The 17,715-nt window shown below is 47.3% G+C and carries 13 protein-coding genes; 12 read left to right on the forward strand and 1 reads right to left on the reverse strand.

The genetic code is table 11. The features are described from left to right. The 10 genes from AYY16_RS19725 to AYY16_RS09845 all read left to right on the forward strand — a co-directional run. Positions 1-84 (forward strand): EF-Tu C-terminal domain-related protein (locus AYY16_RS19725; RefSeq protein WP_208020734.1); only part of this gene is annotated, 84 nt, incomplete at its 5' end. 270 nt (positions 85-354) lie between these two features. Continuing rightward, positions 355-732 (forward strand): preprotein translocase subunit SecE, encoded by a 378-nt coding sequence (secE, locus tag AYY16_RS09805; RefSeq protein WP_067365685.1) that lies wholly within the window; start codon positions 355-357, stop codon positions 730-732. Between the two features lie 10 nt (positions 733-742). Further along, positions 743-1,288: a transcription termination/antitermination protein NusG gene (gene nusG / locus AYY16_RS09810; protein ID WP_067365689.1), complete on the forward strand. Its 546-nt coding sequence runs from the start codon at positions 743-745 to the stop codon at positions 1,286-1,288. 146 nt (positions 1,289-1,434) lie between these two features. After that, positions 1,435-1,863, forward strand: coding sequence for a 50S ribosomal protein L11 (gene rplK / locus AYY16_RS09815; RefSeq protein WP_067365692.1), 429 nt, complete (start codon positions 1,435-1,437; stop codon positions 1,861-1,863). 3 nt (positions 1,864-1,866) lie between these two features. Further along, positions 1,867-2,571 carry a 50S ribosomal protein L1 gene (gene rplA, locus AYY16_RS09820; protein WP_067365694.1) on the forward strand — a complete coding sequence of 235 codons (705 nt, stop codon included), beginning with the start codon at positions 1,867-1,869 and terminating at the stop codon, positions 2,569-2,571. 323 nt (positions 2,572-2,894) lie between these two features. Beyond that, positions 2,895-3,392 (forward strand): 50S ribosomal protein L10, encoded by a 498-nt coding sequence (gene rplJ, locus AYY16_RS09825; protein WP_067365698.1) that lies wholly within the window; start codon positions 2,895-2,897, stop codon positions 3,390-3,392. Positions 3,393-3,458: 66 nt separating this feature from the next. Beyond that, entirely contained in the window at positions 3,459-3,824 is a 366-nt protein-coding gene (gene rplL / locus AYY16_RS09830) for a 50S ribosomal protein L7/L12 (RefSeq protein WP_067365701.1), read from the forward strand. 347 nt (positions 3,825-4,171) lie between these two features. After that, positions 4,172-8,200: a DNA-directed RNA polymerase subunit beta gene (gene rpoB / locus AYY16_RS09835; protein WP_067365704.1), complete on the forward strand. Its 4,029-nt coding sequence runs from the start codon at positions 4,172-4,174 to the stop codon at positions 8,198-8,200. Between the two features lie 111 nt (positions 8,201-8,311). After that, positions 8,312-12,535: a DNA-directed RNA polymerase subunit beta' gene (gene rpoC, locus AYY16_RS09840; protein ID WP_067365707.1), complete on the forward strand. Its 4,224-nt coding sequence runs from the start codon at positions 8,312-8,314 to the stop codon at positions 12,533-12,535. 82 nt (positions 12,536-12,617) lie between these two features. Then, positions 12,618-13,943: a polysaccharide deacetylase family protein gene (locus AYY16_RS09845; protein WP_067365710.1), complete on the forward strand. Its 1,326-nt coding sequence runs from the start codon at positions 12,618-12,620 to the stop codon at positions 13,941-13,943. A gap of 109 nt (positions 13,944-14,052) precedes the next feature. Here AYY16_RS09845 and AYY16_RS09850 read toward each other — a convergent pair whose 3' ends face one another. Continuing rightward, complete coding sequence (locus AYY16_RS09850; protein ID WP_067365713.1) at positions 14,053-14,856, reverse strand: MerR family transcriptional regulator; 804 nt, start codon at positions 14,854-14,856, stop codon at positions 14,053-14,055. Positions 14,857-15,066: 210 nt separating this feature from the next. Here AYY16_RS09850 and AYY16_RS09855 point away from each other — a divergent pair, with 210 nt between their 5' ends. Together AYY16_RS09855 and AYY16_RS09860 are read left to right on the forward strand one after the other, a co-directional pair. Continuing rightward, positions 15,067-16,239, forward strand: a complete 1,173-nt coding sequence (locus tag AYY16_RS09855; protein WP_067365715.1) for a trans-sulfuration enzyme family protein — start codon at positions 15,067-15,069, stop codon at positions 16,237-16,239. Between the two features lie 72 nt (positions 16,240-16,311). Next, the gene (locus AYY16_RS09860) at positions 16,312-17,691 is read left to right on the forward strand and encodes an alanine/glycine:cation symporter family protein (protein ID WP_223861238.1); all 1,380 of its coding nucleotides are present in this window, start codon (positions 16,312-16,314) and stop codon (positions 17,689-17,691) included. Positions 17,692-17,715: the final 24 nt, after the last annotated feature.

Raw genomic sequence — 17,715 nt, forward strand, 5'->3', positions numbered from 1 at the left:
GCAATGGATGATGGTCTGCGTTTCGCAATCCGTGAAGGCGGTCGTACCGTCGGCGCGGGTGTTGTAGCGAAAGTAATGAGCTAATTACTGATGTAATCCGAAAAGGGCATCAAATGATGCCCTTTTTTCTGCGTTGTTTTATAAAGAACCTATCTCATCATTAGTTGTGCATCAACTACTGGTGAGATAGGCTCTCACGCAACGAATGGTGAGTCTTTCGAAGAATACGAAACTCATGCTGGATTATGACGCCAAGTCAGATACAATTGCTCCGGTCCTTAATTTTGGTCTGATTTGTTTTGCAGTAGCGAGGCAAGCTGGCTAACTTATTATTTCATGGTTACAGGTTGGTTTATGAGTGCGAATAGCGAAGCTCAACAAAACGGCCGCAGTGCCGATGTCGCCAAATGGTTAGTGGTTGCAGTTCTGCTGGTTGCCGCCATTGGCGGAAACTACTATTTCCGCGAATTTAACCTTGCGCTGCGTGCGCTGGCAGTCGTTGTTATCATTGCATTAGCCGGTGGTATTGCACTGTGGACAACAAAAGGCAAAGCGACACTGACTTTCGCCCGTGAAGCACGGGTTGAAATGCGTAAAGTTATCTGGCCTACACGTCAGGAAACACTGCAAACAACACTTATCGTGGCAGCAGTAACAGCGGTTATGTCGTTAGTGTTATGGGGCCTTGATGGTATCCTTGTCCGTCTTGTTTCCTATATAACATCCTTCTGAGGTTCTAAAGATGTCGGATTCTCCTAAAAAACGTTGGTATGTCATCCAGGCTTTCTCAGGTTTTGAGGGTCGGGTTGCGCAGTCTCTGCGTGAACATATCAAAATCAACGGGATGGAAGATTCATTTGGCGAAGTCATGGTGCCAACTGAAGAAGTCGTCGAGATCCGCAGTGGTCAGCGCCGTAAAAGTGAGCGCAAATTCTTCCCGGGCTATGTATTAGTTCAGATGCTGATGAACGATGCGTCCTGGCATCTGGTGCGTAACGTGCCGCGTGTAATGGGCTTTATCGGCGGAACATCTGACCGTCCTGCACCGATCAGTGATAAAGAAGTGGATGCTATCATGAACCGCTTACAAGAAGCGGGTGATAAGCCACGTCCGAAAACACTGTTCGAGCCGGGTGAAATGGTACGTGTTTCCGATGGTCCGTTTGCTGACTTTAACGGTGTGGTTGAAGAAGTCGACTATGAGAAGAGCCGCCTGAAAGTATCTGTTTCTATTTTTGGTCGTGCAACTCCGGTCGAACTGGATTTCAGCCAGGTCGAAAAACCGTAAGTGATTTTTTTCCGGCTTGCAAAAGCTGGGAAATTTATCTACAATTTCGCGCCTTTTGTTTTTCAGAGGCTCGCGTTTTTACGCGGGCCTGTATTCATAGGGGAGCTTGGTAACAAGCGCTATTACCCACATTGAGGATTATTTAGATGGCTAAGAAAGTACAAGCCTACGTCAAGCTGCAAGTGTCAGCTGGTATGGCAAACCCAAGTCCACCGGTTGGACCGGCACTGGGTCAGCAGGGCGTAAACATCATGGAATTCTGTAAAGCGTTTAACGCCAAAACAGATAGCATGGAAAAAGGTTTACCAATTCCTGTTGTTATTACAGTTTACGCTGACCGCTCTTTCACTTTTATCACTAAAACGCCGCCAGCGGCAGTTTTACTGAAAAAAGCTGCAGGTCTGAAATCTGGTTCCGGCAAACCGAACAAAGAGAAAGTGGGTAAAATCACTTCTGCTCAGGTTCGTGAGATCGCTGAGACTAAAGCAGCGGATATGACTGGTTCCGATATAGAAGCTATGATGCGTTCTATTGAAGGTACTGCTCGTTCCATGGGCCTGGTAGTGGAGGGTTAATCTATGTCTAAACTGACCAAGCGCATGCGCAATATCCGTGAAAAAGTTGATGTCACTAAACAGTATGACATTAATGAAGCTGTTGCTCTGCTGAAAGAATTAGCGACTGCTAAATTCGTTGAAAGTGTTGACGTTGCAGTTAACCTCGGCATCGATGCCCGTAAATCAGATCAAAACGTTCGTGGCGCGACTGTGCTGCCAAACGGTACTGGTCGTTCTGTTCGCGTAGCTGTGTTTGCACAGGGCGCTAACGCTGAAGCAGCAAAAGCTGCCGGCGCAGAACTGGTTGGTATGGAAGATCTGGCTGACCAAATCAAAGCCGGTCAAATGGATTTCGACGTTGTTATCGCATCTCCTGATGCAATGCGCGTTGTTGGCCAATTAGGTCAAATCTTAGGTCCGCGCGGTCTGATGCCTAACCCGAAAGTGGGTACTGTAACCCCTAACGTTGCTGAAGCTGTGAATAACGCTAAAGCAGGTCAGGTTCGTTACCGTAACGACAAAAACGGGATCATCCACACCACTATCGGTAAAGTAGATTTTGAGTCTGATAAACTGAAAGAAAACCTGGAATCTCTACTGGTTGCGCTGAAAAAAGCAAAACCATCTTCAGCGAAAGGCGTGTACATCAAGAAAATCAGCCTGTCTACCACCATGGGTGCGGGTGTTGCAATCGACCAGGCTGGTCTGAGCGCAGCAGTTGCTTAATATCTGCGGATAATAAGCACTTTACATTGGGGTCAGGTTTCTATAGAATCTGACGCCCAATGTTTGTTGTATTCGTCTTTGTGATTTTTATCGCAGGAACGACAACAACTAAAAGAATTTCGGTTGGAGTCCGGCCTTAATCCGGACCCCGTCCAAGACCGCAGGTGTAAGTAATTACTTAATTGTCCTGCGTAGACGGTGACAGAGCCACAAGAATTTTATTCGAGTATTCTGCTCACCGTGTTTTAGCGCTCTTCACCTTCGGTGTTGAGTGAAGTGAGTTCCGGGGTTGTATACCCGGCTAAACCAGGAGCAAGAAGCTAATGGCATTAAATCTTCAAGACAAACAAGCGATTGTTGCTGAAGTCAGCGAAGTTGCCAAAGGCGCGCTGTCTACAGTTGTCGCGGATTCCCGTGGTGTGACTGTAGATAAAATGACCGGTCTGCGTAAAGCATGTCGCGAAGCTAATGTTACCGTACGCGTTGTACGTAACACCCTGCTGCGCCGTGCTGTTGAAGGTACCTCTTCTGAGTGCCTGAAAGACGTATTCGTCGGTCCTACCTTGATTGCATTTTCTCATGAACATCCGGGCGCTGCTGCTCGCCTGTTCAAAGATTTCGCGAAAGCGAACCCTGCATTCGAGATTAAAGCCGCAGCCTTTGAAGGTGAGTTCATTGCAGCGAAAGATATCGATCGCTTAGCAACACTCCCAACTTACGACGAAGCAATTGCACGCCTGATGGCAACCATGAAAGAAGCCGCTGCAGGCAAATTGGTTCGCACTCTGGCAGCGTTACGCGATCAGAAAGAAGCTGCTTAATCGCTCTTTCTTTTCTTCGTTGCTTTTTAACGTATAAACTTATTCTGAATTTTAGGAACATATCGTATGTCTATCACTAAAGAACAAATTCTGGACGCAGTTGCTGAAATGTCTGTAATGGACGTTGTTGAACTGATCACCATGATGGAAGAAAAATTCGGCGTTTCTGCTGCTGCTGCTGTTGCTGTAGCTGCGGGTCCTGCTGAAGCTGCTGAAGAAAAAACTGAATTTGACGTTATTCTGAAAGCTGTTGGTCCGAACAAAGTAGCAGTAATCAAAGCTGTTCGCGGCGCAACTGGTCTGGGCCTGAAAGAAGCTAAAGATTTAGTTGAAAGTGCACCAGCTGCAATGAAAGAAGGCGTGAGCAAAGATGAAGCGGAAACGCTGAAGAAAGCTCTGGAAGAAGCTGGCGCAGAAGTTGAAGTTAAATAAGCCACTTTTTTTAGCAACAGCCTGAAAATGGCTGCTGGCTGGTGACTTATTGGTCACCAGCCTTTTTGCGCTAATGCGCACGCACGTGTTTTTGGGATAGCAACTGTGCTATCTGACACCTGCGAACTCTCCGAATACTCTTTGCTATTGACGACTTAATATACTGTGTTGACGACTACGATCCGCTCGGGTAGCTCGGTAGTCAGCTGCGCAATGAAATGATTTAAGGGTAACTGCAATAAGTATCAGCAGAAAATGTTCCATTTTCTGTCCTAATTAGATAGTTGTAGCGACTGCCGTTTGTAACAGGCAGGTCGGGTCACTGATCAAGCGAGCTGAGGAACCCTATGGTTTACTCCTATACCGAGAAGAAACGTATTCGTAAGGATTTTGGTAAGCGTCCGCAAGTACTGGACATTCCCTATCTCCTTTCTATTCAGCTGGATTCATTCCAGAAATTCATCGAACTCGATCCGGATGGCCAGAATGGCTTAGAAGCCGCATTCCGTTCCGTTTTCCCGATTCAGAGCTACAGTGGTAATGCTGAACTGCAATATGTCAGCTTCCGTCTGGGTGAGCCGGTATTTGACGTTAAAGAGTGTCAAATCCGCGGTGTTACCTTTTCAGCACCACTGCGCGTAAAACTGCGTCTGGTTATTTACGAGCGTGAAGCGCCGGAAGGCACAGTTAAAGATATTAAAGAACAAGAAGTTTACATGGGCGAAATTCCGCTCATGACCGATAACGGAACGTTCGTCATCAACGGTACTGAGCGTGTTATCGTTTCTCAGTTACACCGTAGCCCGGGCGTGTTCTTTGACAGTGACAAAGGTAAAACACACTCTTCCGGTAAAGTGCTGTATAACGCACGTATTATCCCTTACCGCGGCTCATGGCTGGACTTCGAATTCGATCCTAAAGACAACTTATTTGTCCGTATCGACCGTCGTCGTAAATTACCTGCGTCTATTATCCTGCGTGCAATGAATTTCAGCACGGAAGATATTCTGAACCTGTTCTTCGACAAAACCACGTTCGAAATCAGCAATAATAAACTGATTATGACTCTCGTTCCTGAGCGTCTGCGCGGTGAAACTGCTTCTTTTGATATCGAAGCGAACGGAAAAGTTTATATCGAAAAAGGACGCCGTATTACTGCGCGTCATATCCGTCAGCTTGAAAAAGAAGAAATCACTAAGATCGAAGTACCTGTTGAATACATCGCAGGGAAAGTGGTTGCGCGTGATTACATCGATACAGCGACCGGTGAGTTAATTTGTGCGGCTAACATGGAAATGTCTCTGGATCTGCTGGCACGTCTCAGCCAGTCCGGTCACAAAACCATTGATACGCTGTTCACCAACGACCTGGATCACGGCGCTTACATGTCAGAAACTCTGCGTGTGGACCCAACCAGCGATCGTTTAAGTGCACTGGTAGAAATCTACCGTATGATGCGCCCTGGTGAGCCGCCAACCCGTGAAGCTGCCGAAAATCTGTTTGAAAATCTGTTCTTCTCAGAAGATCGTTACGATCTCTCTGCAGTAGGCCGGATGAAGTTCAACCGTTCACTGAGTCGTGAAGATTCTGATGGCTCAGGTATTCTGAGCAAAAAAGACATCACCGATGTGATGCAGAAACTGATCGAGATCCGTAACGGCCGTGGTGAAGTGGATGATATCGACCACTTAGGTAACCGTCGTATCCGTTCTGTCGGTGAAATGGCTGAAAACCAGTTCCGTGTAGGTCTGGTACGTGTTGAGCGTGCAGTGAAAGAGCGTCTGTCCCTGGGCGATCTTGATAATCTGATGCCTCAGGACATGATCAACGCCAAGCCAATTTCTGCTGCGGTAAAAGAGTTCTTTGGTTCCAGCCAGCTGTCTCAGTTTATGGACCAGAACAACCCGTTATCAGAAATTACGCACAAACGCCGTATCTCCGCGTTAGGCCCGGGCGGTCTGACCCGTGAGCGTGCAGGCTTTGAAGTGCGCGACGTTCATCCTACGCACTACGGTCGTGTTTGTCCTATCGAGACCCCTGAAGGTCCGAACATCGGTCTGATCAACTCCTTATCTGTTTATGCACAGACAAACGAATATGGTTTCCTGGAAACCCCGTACCGTTTAGTGCGTGAAGATGTTGTGACTGATGAGATTCATTATCTGTCTGCAATTGAAGAAGGTAACTTCATCATTGCTCAGGCAAATACCGTTTTAGATGACGATGGTCACTTTGTTGATGAACTGATTACCTGCCGTAACAGAGGTGAGTCCAGCTTATTCAGCCGCGACCAGGTTCAGTATATGGACGTTTCCACCCAGCAGATCGTTTCTGTGGGTGCGTCACTGATCCCATTCCTGGAACACGATGATGCCAACCGTGCATTGATGGGTGCGAACATGCAACGTCAGGCGGTTCCGACTCTGCGCGCTGACAAGCCGCTGGTTGGTACTGGTATGGAACGCGCTGTTGCGGTTGACTCCGGCGTAACCGCTGTTGCCAAACGTGGTGGTACGGTTCAGTACGTTGATGCATCACGTATCGTTATTAAAGTTAATGATGAAGAGATGTATGCCGGCGAAGCAGGTATCGACATCTATAGTCTGACTAAATATACCCGTTCTAACCAGAACACCTGTATCAACCAGACTCCTTGCGTTTCGCTGGGTGAGCCTGTTGAACGCGGTGATGTGCTGGCAGATGGTCCGTCCACCGATCTGGGTGAACTGGCGCTGGGTCAGAACATGCGCGTGGCATTTATGCCATGGAACGGTTACAACTTCGAAGACTCCATCCTCGTGTCCGAGCGTGTTGTTCAGGAAGACCGTTTCACCACTATCCACATTCAGGAACTGGCTTGTGTGTCCCGTGACACCAAACTGGGGCCGGAAGAGATCACTGCTGATATCCCGAACGTGGGTGAAGCGGCTCTCTCCAAACTGGATGAGTCCGGTATCGTGTATATCGGTGCGGAAGTGAAAGGCGGCGATATTCTTGTGGGTAAAGTGACACCAAAAGGTGAAACACAATTAACCCCGGAAGAGAAACTGCTGCGTGCTATCTTCGGTGAAAAAGCCTCTGACGTGAAAGATTCGTCACTGCGTGTACCGAACGGCGTGTCCGGTACCATTATCGACGTACAGGTCTTTACCCGCGATGGCGTGGAAAAAGATAAACGTGCGCTCGAAATCGAAGAAATGCAACTGCGTGATGTGAAGAAAGACCTCACAGAAGAGTTACAGATTCTCGAAGCCGGCCTGTTTTATCGTATTCGTTCTGTCCTGGTAAGCGGCGGAATGGAAGCGGATAAACTGGACAAACTGCCGCGTGAGCGTTGGTTAGAACTGGCACTGACTGATGAAGAAAAACAGAATCAGTTAGAGCAGTTGGCTGAACAGTATGACGAACTGAAATCTGTGTTCGCTAAGAAACTGGAAGCGAAACGTCGCAAAATCACTCAGGGCGATGACCTGGCACCGGGCGTGCTGAAAATCGTCAAAGTGTATCTGGCCGTGAAACGTCAGATCCAGCCTGGTGATAAAATGGCGGGTCGTCACGGTAATAAAGGGGTTATCTCAAAAATTAACCCTATCGAAGATATGCCATACGATGAAAACGGTAACCCTGTTGACCTCGTGCTGAATCCGCTGGGCGTACCATCACGTATGAACATCGGTCAGATTCTGGAAACCCATCTGGGTATGGCTGCGAAAGGCATCGGCGATAAAATCAATAAGATGCTGAAAGAGCAGCAGGACATCGCGAAATTACGCGGTTTCATCCAGAAAGCTTATGACCTGGGTAATGACCCGCGTCAGAAAGTCGATCTGAACACCTTCAGTGATGAAGAAGTGCTGCGTCTGGCAGAGAACCTGAAAAAAGGTATGCCGACTGCAACACCGGTATTTGACGGCGCGAAAGAGCAGGAAATCAAAGAGTTACTGACTCTGGCTGATTTACCGACGTCCGGTCAGATTACCTTGTTTGATGGTCGTACCGGTGAGCGTTTTGAGCGTCAGGTTACTGTCGGCTATATGTACATGCTGAAACTTAACCACTTGGTTGATGACAAAATGCATGCGCGTTCTACCGGTTCTTACAGCCTGGTTACTCAGCAGCCGCTGGGTGGTAAGGCGCAGTTCGGTGGTCAGCGTTTCGGGGAGATGGAAGTGTGGGCACTGGAAGCATACGGTGCCGCTTATACCCTCCAGGAGATGCTGACAGTGAAATCGGATGATGTTAACGGTCGTACGAAGATGTATAAAAACATCGTCGACGGCAGTCATCAGATGGAACCGGGCATGCCGGAGTCTTTCAACGTATTGCTGAAAGAAATCCGTTCACTCGGTATCAATATCGAGCTGGAAGACGAGTAATTGCCGTTGTGGCTGCCCGCATCTGAGCGGGCAGCACCAGTAAATCTGGTTTAAGGGACAGGCAGTATTATTTGCTTGTCTCACAGGTCTAACTCCGACAGGAGCCATTTCGTGAAAGACTTATTAAAGTTTCTGAAAGCACAAAGCAAGACCGAAGAGTTTGGTGCGATCAAAATTGGTCTGGCCTCACCTGACATGATTCGTTCATGGTCATTTGGTGAAGTGAAAAAGCCGGAAACCATTAACTACCGTACGTTCAAACCTGAACGTGACGGGCTTTTCTGTGCGCGAATTTTCGGGCCGGTAAAAGATTACGAATGTTTGTGCGGTAAGTACAAACGTCTGAAGCACCGTGGTGTGATTTGTGAGAAATGTGGTGTTGAAGTGACCCAGACTAAAGTGCGTCGTGAGCGCATGGGTCACATCGAACTGGCATCACCTACTGCACACATCTGGTTCTTAAAATCACTGCCATCCCGTATCGGTTTACTGCTCGATATGCCGCTGCGTGATATTGAACGTGTCCTGTACTTTGAATCTTATGTTGTTGTTGAAGGCGGGATGACCAGCCTTGAGCGCAGCCAGATTCTGACTGAAGAACAGTACCTGGACGCTCTGGAAGAGTTCGGTGATGAATTCGACGCGAAAATGGGTGCGGAAGCCATCCAGGCCTTGCTTAAAGCAATGGATCTGGAACAGGAAGTCGAAAACCTGCGTGAAGAACTGAACGAAACCAATTCAGAAACCAAACGTAAGAAACTGACTAAACGCATCAAACTGTTAGAAGCCTTTATCCAGTCCGGCAACAAGCCTGAGTGGATGATCCTGACAGTTCTGCCGGTATTACCACCGGATCTGCGTCCGTTAGTACCACTCGACGGCGGTCGCTTTGCGACGTCAGATCTGAACGATCTGTACCGTCGTGTGATCAACCGTAATAACCGTCTGAAACGCCTGCTGGATCTGGCTGCACCTGACATCATCGTACGTAACGAAAAACGTATGTTGCAGGAAGCGGTTGATGCACTGTTAGATAATGGTCGTCGTGGTCGTGCTATCACCGGCTCTAACAAGCGTCCGCTGAAATCACTGGCAGACATGATCAAAGGTAAACAAGGTCGTTTCCGTCAGAACCTGCTCGGTAAGCGTGTTGACTACTCCGGTCGTTCTGTAATCACCGTAGGTCCGTACCTGCGTCTGCATCAGTGCGGTCTGCCTAAGAAAATGGCACTGGAGCTGTTCAAACCGTTCATCTACGGCAAGCTGGAACTGCGTGGTCTTGCTACCACCATCAAAGCTGCCAAGAAAATGGTTGAGCGCGAAGAGTCCGTTGTATGGGATATCCTGGATGAAGTTATCCGCGAGCACCCGGTTCTCCTGAACCGTGCGCCGACACTTCACCGTCTGGGTATTCAGGCGTTCGAGCCTATCCTTATCGAAGGTAAAGCTATCCAGTTACACCCACTCGTTTGTGCGGCATACAACGCCGACTTCGATGGTGACCAGATGGCGGTTCACGTCCCTCTGACCCTGGAAGCACAGCTCGAAGCCCGTGCCCTGATGATGTCTACAAACAACATCCTGTCACCGGCAAGCGGCGATCCGATTATCGTACCTTCTCAGGACGTTGTTCTGGGCCTGTACTACATGACCCGTGACTGTGTTAACGCCCCGGGCGAAGGCATGGTACTTAACGGTTCAACAGAAGCTGAGCGTGTTTACCGTTCCGGCCATGCTTCACTGCATGCGCGCGTGAAAGTCCGTATCACTGAAGAAGTGAAAGACGGTGAAGGTAATATTACGAAGCAAACAAGCCTGGTTGATACCACTGTCGGCCGTGCCATTTTATGGCGTATCGTTCCGCGTGGTCTGCCTTTCTCATTGGTTAACCAACCACTGGGTAAGAAAGCAATCTCTAAAATGCTGAATACTTGTTACCGTATTCTGGGCATGAAACCGACCGTTATTTTTGCTGACCAAATCATGTACACCGGTTTTGCTTACGCTGCCCGTTCAGGTGCATCTGTTGGTATCGATGACATGGTTATTCCTGAGAAGAAAGCAGGAATTATCGCGGAAGCGGAAGCGGAAGTGGCAGAAATCCAGCAGCAATTCCAGTCAGGTCTGGTTACTGCCGGCGAACGTTACAACAAGGTTATCGATATCTGGGCTGCAGCAAACGAACGTGTTGCTAAAGCGATGATGGAAAACCTGTCAACGGAAACCGTGATTAACCGTGACGGCGAAGAAGAACAACAGGTTTCTTTCAACAGCATCTATATGATGGCCGACTCAGGTGCGCGTGGTTCTGCTGCACAGATTCGTCAGCTGGCCGGTATGCGTGGTCTGATGGCGAAACCGGATGGTTCCATCATCGAAACGCCAATCACCGCGAACTTCCGTGAAGGTCTTGACGTACTCCAGTACTTCATTTCAACGCACGGTGCGCGTAAAGGTCTGGCGGATACCGCACTGAAAACAGCGAACTCCGGTTATCTGACACGTCGTCTGGTTGACGTCGCGCAGGATCTGGTTATCACTGAAGATGACTGTGGTACGCACGAAGGTATCATGATGTCGCCGGTTATCGAGGGTGGTGATGTTAAAGAACCACTGCGTGATCGCGTTCTGGGCCGTGTGGCTGCAGAAGACATCCTGAAACCGGGTACCGCGGATATTCTTATCCCGCGTAACACCCTGCTTCATGAAAAACAGTGTGATCTGTTAGAAGAGAACTCTGTAGACATCGTGAAAGTGCGTTCTGTGGTAAGTTGCGAAACTGACTTCGGTGTGTGTGCCAAGTGCTACGGTCGTGACCTGGCGCGCGGTCATATCATCAACTCAGGTGAAGCCGTTGGTGTTATTGCAGCACAGTCAATCGGTGAGCCGGGTACACAGTTAACAATGCGTACGTTCCACATCGGTGGTGCGGCATCCCGTGCTGCTGCTGAGTCCAGCATTCAGGTCCGTAATACCGGTACACTGAAACTGTTCAACGCTAAGCTGATTGGTAACACCGCAGGTAAACTGGTTGTCACTTCCCGTAATACCGAACTGCGTCTGGTTGATGAATTCGGTCGTACCAAAGAGAGCTATAAAGTGCCTTACGGTGCTCAGCTGACTAAAGGTGACGGCGAAGCAGTTAATGGTGGCGAAACTGTCGCTAACTGGGATCCGCATACCATGCCGGTTGTCAGTGAAGTGTCCGGTGTTATTCGTTTCACCGACATGCATGACGGTCAGACCATTACCCGTCAGACTGATGAATTAACCGGTCTGTCATCACTGGTCGTTCTGGATTCTGCAGAGCGTACAGCAAGTGCGAAAGAAATGCGTCCGGCACTGAAAATCATTGATGCGAAAGGCAATGATGTTCTGATCCCTAATACGGATATGCCTGCTGCTTACTTCCTGCCGGGTAAAGCGATTGTACAGTTGGATGATGGCGTGACTATCAGTGCCGGTGACACACTGGCGCGTATTCCGCAGGAATCTGTCGGTACAAAAGATATCACCGGTGGTCTGCCGCGCGTTGCGGATCTGTTCGAAGCCCGTCGTCCGAAAGAGCCGGCTATCCTTGCTGAAATCAGCGGTATCATTTCCTTCGGTAAAGAAACCAAAGGTAAACGTCGTCTGGTGATTTCACCAATTGACGGCAGTGATGCTTACGAAGAGATGATCCCTAAATGGCGTCAGCTCAACGTGTTTGAAGGTGAGATGGTTGAACGTGGTGACGTCGTATCTGATGGTCCGGAATCACCACATGACATCCTGCGTCTGCGTGGCGTGAATGCGGTTGCCCGTTATATCGCGAACGAAGTCCAGGAAGTTTACCGCTTACAGGGCGTTAAGATAAACGATAAACACATTGAAGTTATCGTTCGTCAGATGCTGCGTAAAGTCACCATCTCTTCTGCGGGAAGTTCTGACTTCCTCGAAGGCGAGCAGGTTGAATATGCGCGTGTTAAAGTGGCAAACCGTCTGCTGGAGCAGGATGGCAAGATCGCTGCAACCTTCGAACGTGATCTGCTTGGTATTACCAAAGCATCACTGGCGACAGAGTCCTTCATCTCTGCGGCATCGTTCCAGGAAACCACACGCGTTCTGACTGAAGCGGCCGTTGCGGGTAAACGCGACGAACTGCGCGGTCTGAAAGAGAACGTTATTGTGGGTCGCCTGATCCCTGCCGGTACCGGTTTCTCGTACCACCAGGAACGTATCCGCCGTCGTCATCTGGCAGATGCTATCGATGCACCACAGGCAGTCAGTGCAGATGAAGCAACAGCGAACTTAGCTGAGCTTCTGAACGCCGGCTTCGGTGGCAGCAAAGAGTAAGTGGCACAGTAATGTGACCAGTTGAACAGCCCTCCTTTTAAGGAGGGCTTTTTTGTGCAGGGTATAAGGCAATGAACACATCATGCGCAACCTATTGTATATACTTATAGTTTTTCTTTCTGTTGCCGGGTTTAACCGGGCAATTGCAGTACCTGCGGTACAACCCCCGGATGCTCAGGAGTGGTTGCTGAAAGACGAACCGCCGTTACTGATTCAGGTTAAGGCACCACAAACTGTTTTTGCACCGGTCGCCGGGGTAATGCAGGGCGTGGCAGAGCTGAATCCGTCTCATGGTTTTTATATTTATCCGATGAAAGGGGATTACCGGGAATTACAGTTTGGTAATGACCGTGGCTTTATTGAAAACAGCGGTTTATCTACTAAAAAACCTAAAACGATCCCGCCGCTGGATACACTGAATGAGCTGAATAATCCTATCTATGACTATCTTATAACCACAAAGGATACGGATATTTTTGGCGCGCCGGATGAATCGAAGCCGCCGGTTGCAACACTATTCGATGACCTGCGCTATCCGGTACTGGCTAAGATGGTCAGGGAAAACCGGGAAGGTGACAAAATTGTCTGGCTGACAATCCGTCTGGCAGACAGACTGGCGTATGTCCGCCTGTCGGATGTAGAGCTGGATAAAGGCGTTCCGATCCTGACTTATCATCACATTCTCAAAGAGAGTGAGAATAAGAACTTCCTGCATACCTCCACCACCACATCGGTTGAGGCCTTTCAGGCGCAGATGGATTATCTGAAACGCAATGGCTACCGGACGCTCTCTCTTGATGATGTCGCGGGCTATCTGAAAAAAGAAAATAACCTGCCGGGGAAAGTGGTTATTCTGACATTTGATGACGGGCTCAAATCGGTTTACCGCTATGCGTATCCGATCCTCAAACGCAACAATCAGCATGCCGCGTTATTTGTTATCTCTTCGCGTGTTAAATCAAAAATCCAGAAATGGGCACCGGATGGCTTACAGTTTATGAACTGGACAGAGTTACTGGCATCACGGGATATTTTTGATATTCAGTCCCATGCTCACTTTTTGCATCGCCTGGATAAACGGAAAAACCCGATTATTTTCAGCCGGACAGAGCATTCCATTTTACTGGATTATCAGCGTTCGCAGCGTGTGCTGGCAAAACTGAATCCGGAGCAGCATTATCTGGCCTATCCGTTCGGAGCATATAATCAGGATGCAATGGACGCCGCAGCTCAGGCAGGAATGACACTCGCGGTCACCACCATTCAGGGCAAAGTACGACTGGGTGATAACCCTTATGCACTGAAACGGCTTTATGCATTACGAACTGATTCAATTGAGAAATTTGCCTCAATGATCGGCAACAGTGGTCCGGAAGTGGTGAATACAGATATTATTGTCGATAAGTAAAAATTAATATGGCTATCTGTTAAATTTGTTTTATGTGACGTCTTCTTTTCCGGTAATTTATTTTCCGGAAAAGCGGGCGTTACATAATAATAGATAAATAAATCTTTCTTTATGAAATAAGGAACTGAAGTTCATAGGGTGCTGAGTCATAATTAACTAAATTATCTTCAAATTCATTTGCAATAACCAGTCCTGGTTTATCTTTATCTTTGAAATATTGTTCCACCATAACAATATCAACCTTTTCAGAAAGATAATTACAAATACAGCACAGGTATAATCCTGCCGGCAGGCAAACCAGGTTGGGTGAATCAAAGTCTGGTTTTTCTTTCAGATAGATAAGGTATTTTGACGGATAAAATGTTTGATCAATAATATTATTATAATCCAGAACATAGGCATATTGCCGTAAATAAGAAAGTGATTTATTTTCCGGCTTGGATTTCATTTCTGCCAGTCTCAGTTCCATCTTAGAAATGGGGCGGTCTGAGGGATAGCAGGGAACAAACAGACACCAGCGTTCCGGCAGTTCAACACTGTAAAAAGGTTCACCCCCTGACTTATTATCAACAAAACTGAAGTAATCAACATACCAGTCTAATGTTTCTATCATGCCATGCAAATCTTTCAGTTGCTGCTCCTTCCGCTTTCTTTCCTGTATTAAATAATGTGTTAATTTTTCTTTATCCCCGCTTTCAATAATGATTTTAATATCACTTAAATTCATATTTAGCTTTTGAAGATACTTAATTCGGTCAATGTAATGAAATTGTTCAAACAGATAGTAACGATATCCGGTTTCACTATCGACATATCCCGGTTTCAGAATGCCTTTTTTATCATAAAAACGTAGCGTTTGTGTTGAAATACCTAATAATTTGGCTGTTTCACCAATTGTAAAATATTTTTTCATATTCTTTCCCGGGTAAATGTCACTTTTATTTAAACTATCAGATTTAAAATTAACATACTATTTTCTGTAAAAATAATTTTGTGATTATCTTCTCATATCCGGAAAACCTGATTTAACCTTATTCCGGCTATAAGGTTTAGGGTGAGTGCGTACTTATTTTAACTTGTCACTTTTATAACAGTGATGAGAAATGATTATTCAGGATAAATAATGAAAGAACGCACTCAACTTTTGTATTCAGGGGAAATGGATTATCCGGAAGGCATGTACCCGGATTCACCGGCAATATTTCCGGCAACAGCATACGCGATGCGCGATACGCAGCATTACTATGCTGTCAGCAGCGGGAATGGTGAATATCAATATAACCGCACAGCGAATCCGAATCGTGACAGCTTATCCGCTGCGATTTCAATGATGGAGGACGGTGACGTTTCTGCGGTCATGGCATCAGGCATGGCGGCGATTTCAGCGACACTGCTGAGCCTGCTGAAGCAGGGCGACCATCTTGTTGTTAATGAATCAATTTACGGCGAAACGATTGAGTTAATCGATCTGATCTTAATCCCGTTGGGGGTCACTGTGACCTACGCGGACTTTCTCTCTCCGGCAGCGATTTCGGCGGCGATACGTCCGGAAACTGTTATGTTTTATACCGAAATTATCAGCAATCCATTGATTAAAGTGATTGATATTGATGCTGTTTCGGCGATCAGCCGTAAACATCAGTGTTTGCTGGTGGTTGATAATACATTTTCAACTCCTTTTGTTATTAAACCACTGCAACATGGTGCGGATATTGTCATCCACAGTCTGACAAAATTTTTCGGCGGGCATAGTGATTTAACCGCAGGTTCAGTGACCTGTTCGCTGGCACTGATGCAGAAAATTGAACTGAAAGCCCGCCTGCTGGGCGGATGTAGTGATCCATACACGGCATGGCTTTGCCTGCGCAGTATCCGGACGATGGAAATGCGTGTTACCCGGCAGATGGAAAATGCGCAGGCTATCGCACAGGCACTCAGTCGTGACCCGCGTGTTGCGCAGGTTAACTACCCGGGGCTTGAGAGTCATCCACAGCATACACTGGCTGACTCACTGTTTATTCACGGATATGGTCCGATGCTCAGTTTCCGTGTGCGGGATGAACAGCCGTTGGTGGATGTATTTATTCACCGCCTGGAGCTGATCACTTACCTGGGAACATTGGGTGGATTCCGCACGTCACTGGCGCATCCGGCGACAGCATTCAGGACTGAATTTACCCCGCAGCAGCTTATTGATTTCGGCATGCATGAAGGATTGATTCGTATTTCTGCCGGCTGCGAAGCCGCTGAGGATTTAATTGCTGATATCACTCAGGCACTTGATGTATTTAATTAATTTCGGATACTCATTATGGACTCAATACTAAATATAATTAATCAGTTTTCAGATTTTATCTGGACGTATCCGATGCCAATTTTATTAGTCAGTCTCGGCATCTGGTTAACCATTAAATTCCGTTTTAAATACCAATTTAATTTTCGGTTTAATATAAAGAATACATACGGCGGTTTATTTAATAAAAAAGGTATCAGTGAAAAACTTCAGGGAGCCGGTTCGGTATCCAGTTTTGCAGCGGCCTGTACCGCATTGGCTAATACCGTCGGGATCGGCAGTATCGGCGGGGTTGCCACCGCAATTACGATGGGCGGTCCGGGCGCAATATTCTGGCTTTGGTTTTCCGCTTTCTTTGGTATTGCGACCAAAGCGTGTGAAATTATTCTCGGGCAGCGTTACCGCGTCAAATATGAAAAATCCATGGATGAATATGTCTGTGACCGCTCATTTGTGATGGAGCATGCACTGGGCTGGAAAAAAGGCGCGGTGGCACTTTCTGTCTGCTGCTTTATGCTCGGGCCGTGGACGTGCCTGGTACAGAGCGAATCAGCAACATCCTCCATTGAAGAAGCCTTTAATGTCGACAGTTATCTGACCCTGATTGTGATGGTTATTTTTATTGCCAGTGTCATCATCGGTGGCTTGAAAGGCATTTCTTCCAAAATGGAAAGTGTGGTACCGAAACTGGCAATTACCTATCTGACCGTTGCGGTGATCCTACTGGTGATGAATTACGATCAGATTCTTGCTGCATTTGCCCTGATTTTTAAATCTGCATTTTCACCGGCTGCCGGTGTCGGCGGATTTGCCGGTGCAACAGTCATGGAAGCTATCCGTTTTGGTATTGCCCGTGGTATTTACTCTAATGATGCAGGAACTGGTTACGGCATTGTCGCTCATGCGGCAGCTACGACGGATCACCCTATCCGCCAGTCAAGCTGGGGGTTTGGTGAAGTTTTCCTGACCATTATTATTTGTACAGTAACGGCATTAGCGATTCTGACAACCAATGTCTGGGTTGATTACCCCGGAATTACATCATCGCGCCTGACAACATTAGCGTTTAAAGTGACGTATGGTGATGTTGGCAGCTGGTTTATGGCGATATTTATTACATTGCTGGCCTGTACAACAACCATTGGTATGTATTTTACCTGCGAAAAAGCGGTTAACTTTTTCTTCGGTGATACAAAAGCCAATAAAATAGCGAAAAATTTGTATCGCGTTTATTATCTGGCGCCAATTATTTTATTCAGTAATTTACAGGCTGATATTTTATGGGCGCTGACGGATATTTTAAGTGCAGTTTATGTACTGATTACGATGATATTAATTCTGAGTCAGCGGAAAGAAATTTTCCGGTTATTTAATGATTTCTGGGGACGTTATATCCCGGCAAAAAATGCCGGAGAAGATGTGCCGCCGGTGACATTTTGTAAGCGGATAGACTAAAAAAAACGGGCCGGAAAAATACCG

The sequence above is a fragment of the Morganella psychrotolerans genome (genome assembly GCF_001676155.1).
GTDB classification, from domain to species: Bacteria; Pseudomonadota; Gammaproteobacteria; order Enterobacterales; family Enterobacteriaceae; genus Morganella; species Morganella psychrotolerans.

What these genes read in the sequence shown, in the direction of transcription:
- secE (WP_067365685.1), top strand. Translation starts at nt 355, where the DNA reads ATGAGTGCGAATAGCGAAGCTCAACAAAACGGCCGCAGTGCCGATGTC.
- nusG (WP_067365689.1), top strand. Translation starts at nt 743, where the DNA reads ATGTCGGATTCTCCTAAAAAACGTTGGTATGTCATCCAGGCTTTCTCA.
- rplK (WP_067365692.1), top strand. Translation starts at nt 1,435, where the DNA reads ATGGCTAAGAAAGTACAAGCCTACGTCAAGCTGCAAGTGTCAGCTGGT.
- rplA (WP_067365694.1), top strand. Translation starts at nt 1,867, where the DNA reads ATGTCTAAACTGACCAAGCGCATGCGCAATATCCGTGAAAAAGTTGAT.
- rplJ (WP_067365698.1), top strand. Translation starts at nt 2,895, where the DNA reads ATGGCATTAAATCTTCAAGACAAACAAGCGATTGTTGCTGAAGTCAGC.
- rplL (WP_067365701.1), top strand. Translation starts at nt 3,459, where the DNA reads ATGTCTATCACTAAAGAACAAATTCTGGACGCAGTTGCTGAAATGTCT.
- rpoB (WP_067365704.1), top strand. Translation starts at nt 4,172, where the DNA reads ATGGTTTACTCCTATACCGAGAAGAAACGTATTCGTAAGGATTTTGGT.
- AYY16_RS09845 (WP_067365710.1), top strand. Translation starts at nt 12,618, where the DNA reads ATGCGCAACCTATTGTATATACTTATAGTTTTTCTTTCTGTTGCCGGG.
- AYY16_RS09850 (WP_067365713.1), bottom strand. Translation starts at nt 14,856, where the DNA reads ATGAAAAAATATTTTACAATTGGTGAAACAGCCAAATTATTAGGTATT.
- AYY16_RS09855 (WP_067365715.1), top strand. Translation starts at nt 15,067, where the DNA reads ATGAAAGAACGCACTCAACTTTTGTATTCAGGGGAAATGGATTATCCG.
- AYY16_RS09860 (WP_223861238.1), top strand. Translation starts at nt 16,312, where the DNA reads ATGCCAATTTTATTAGTCAGTCTCGGCATCTGGTTAACCATTAAATTC.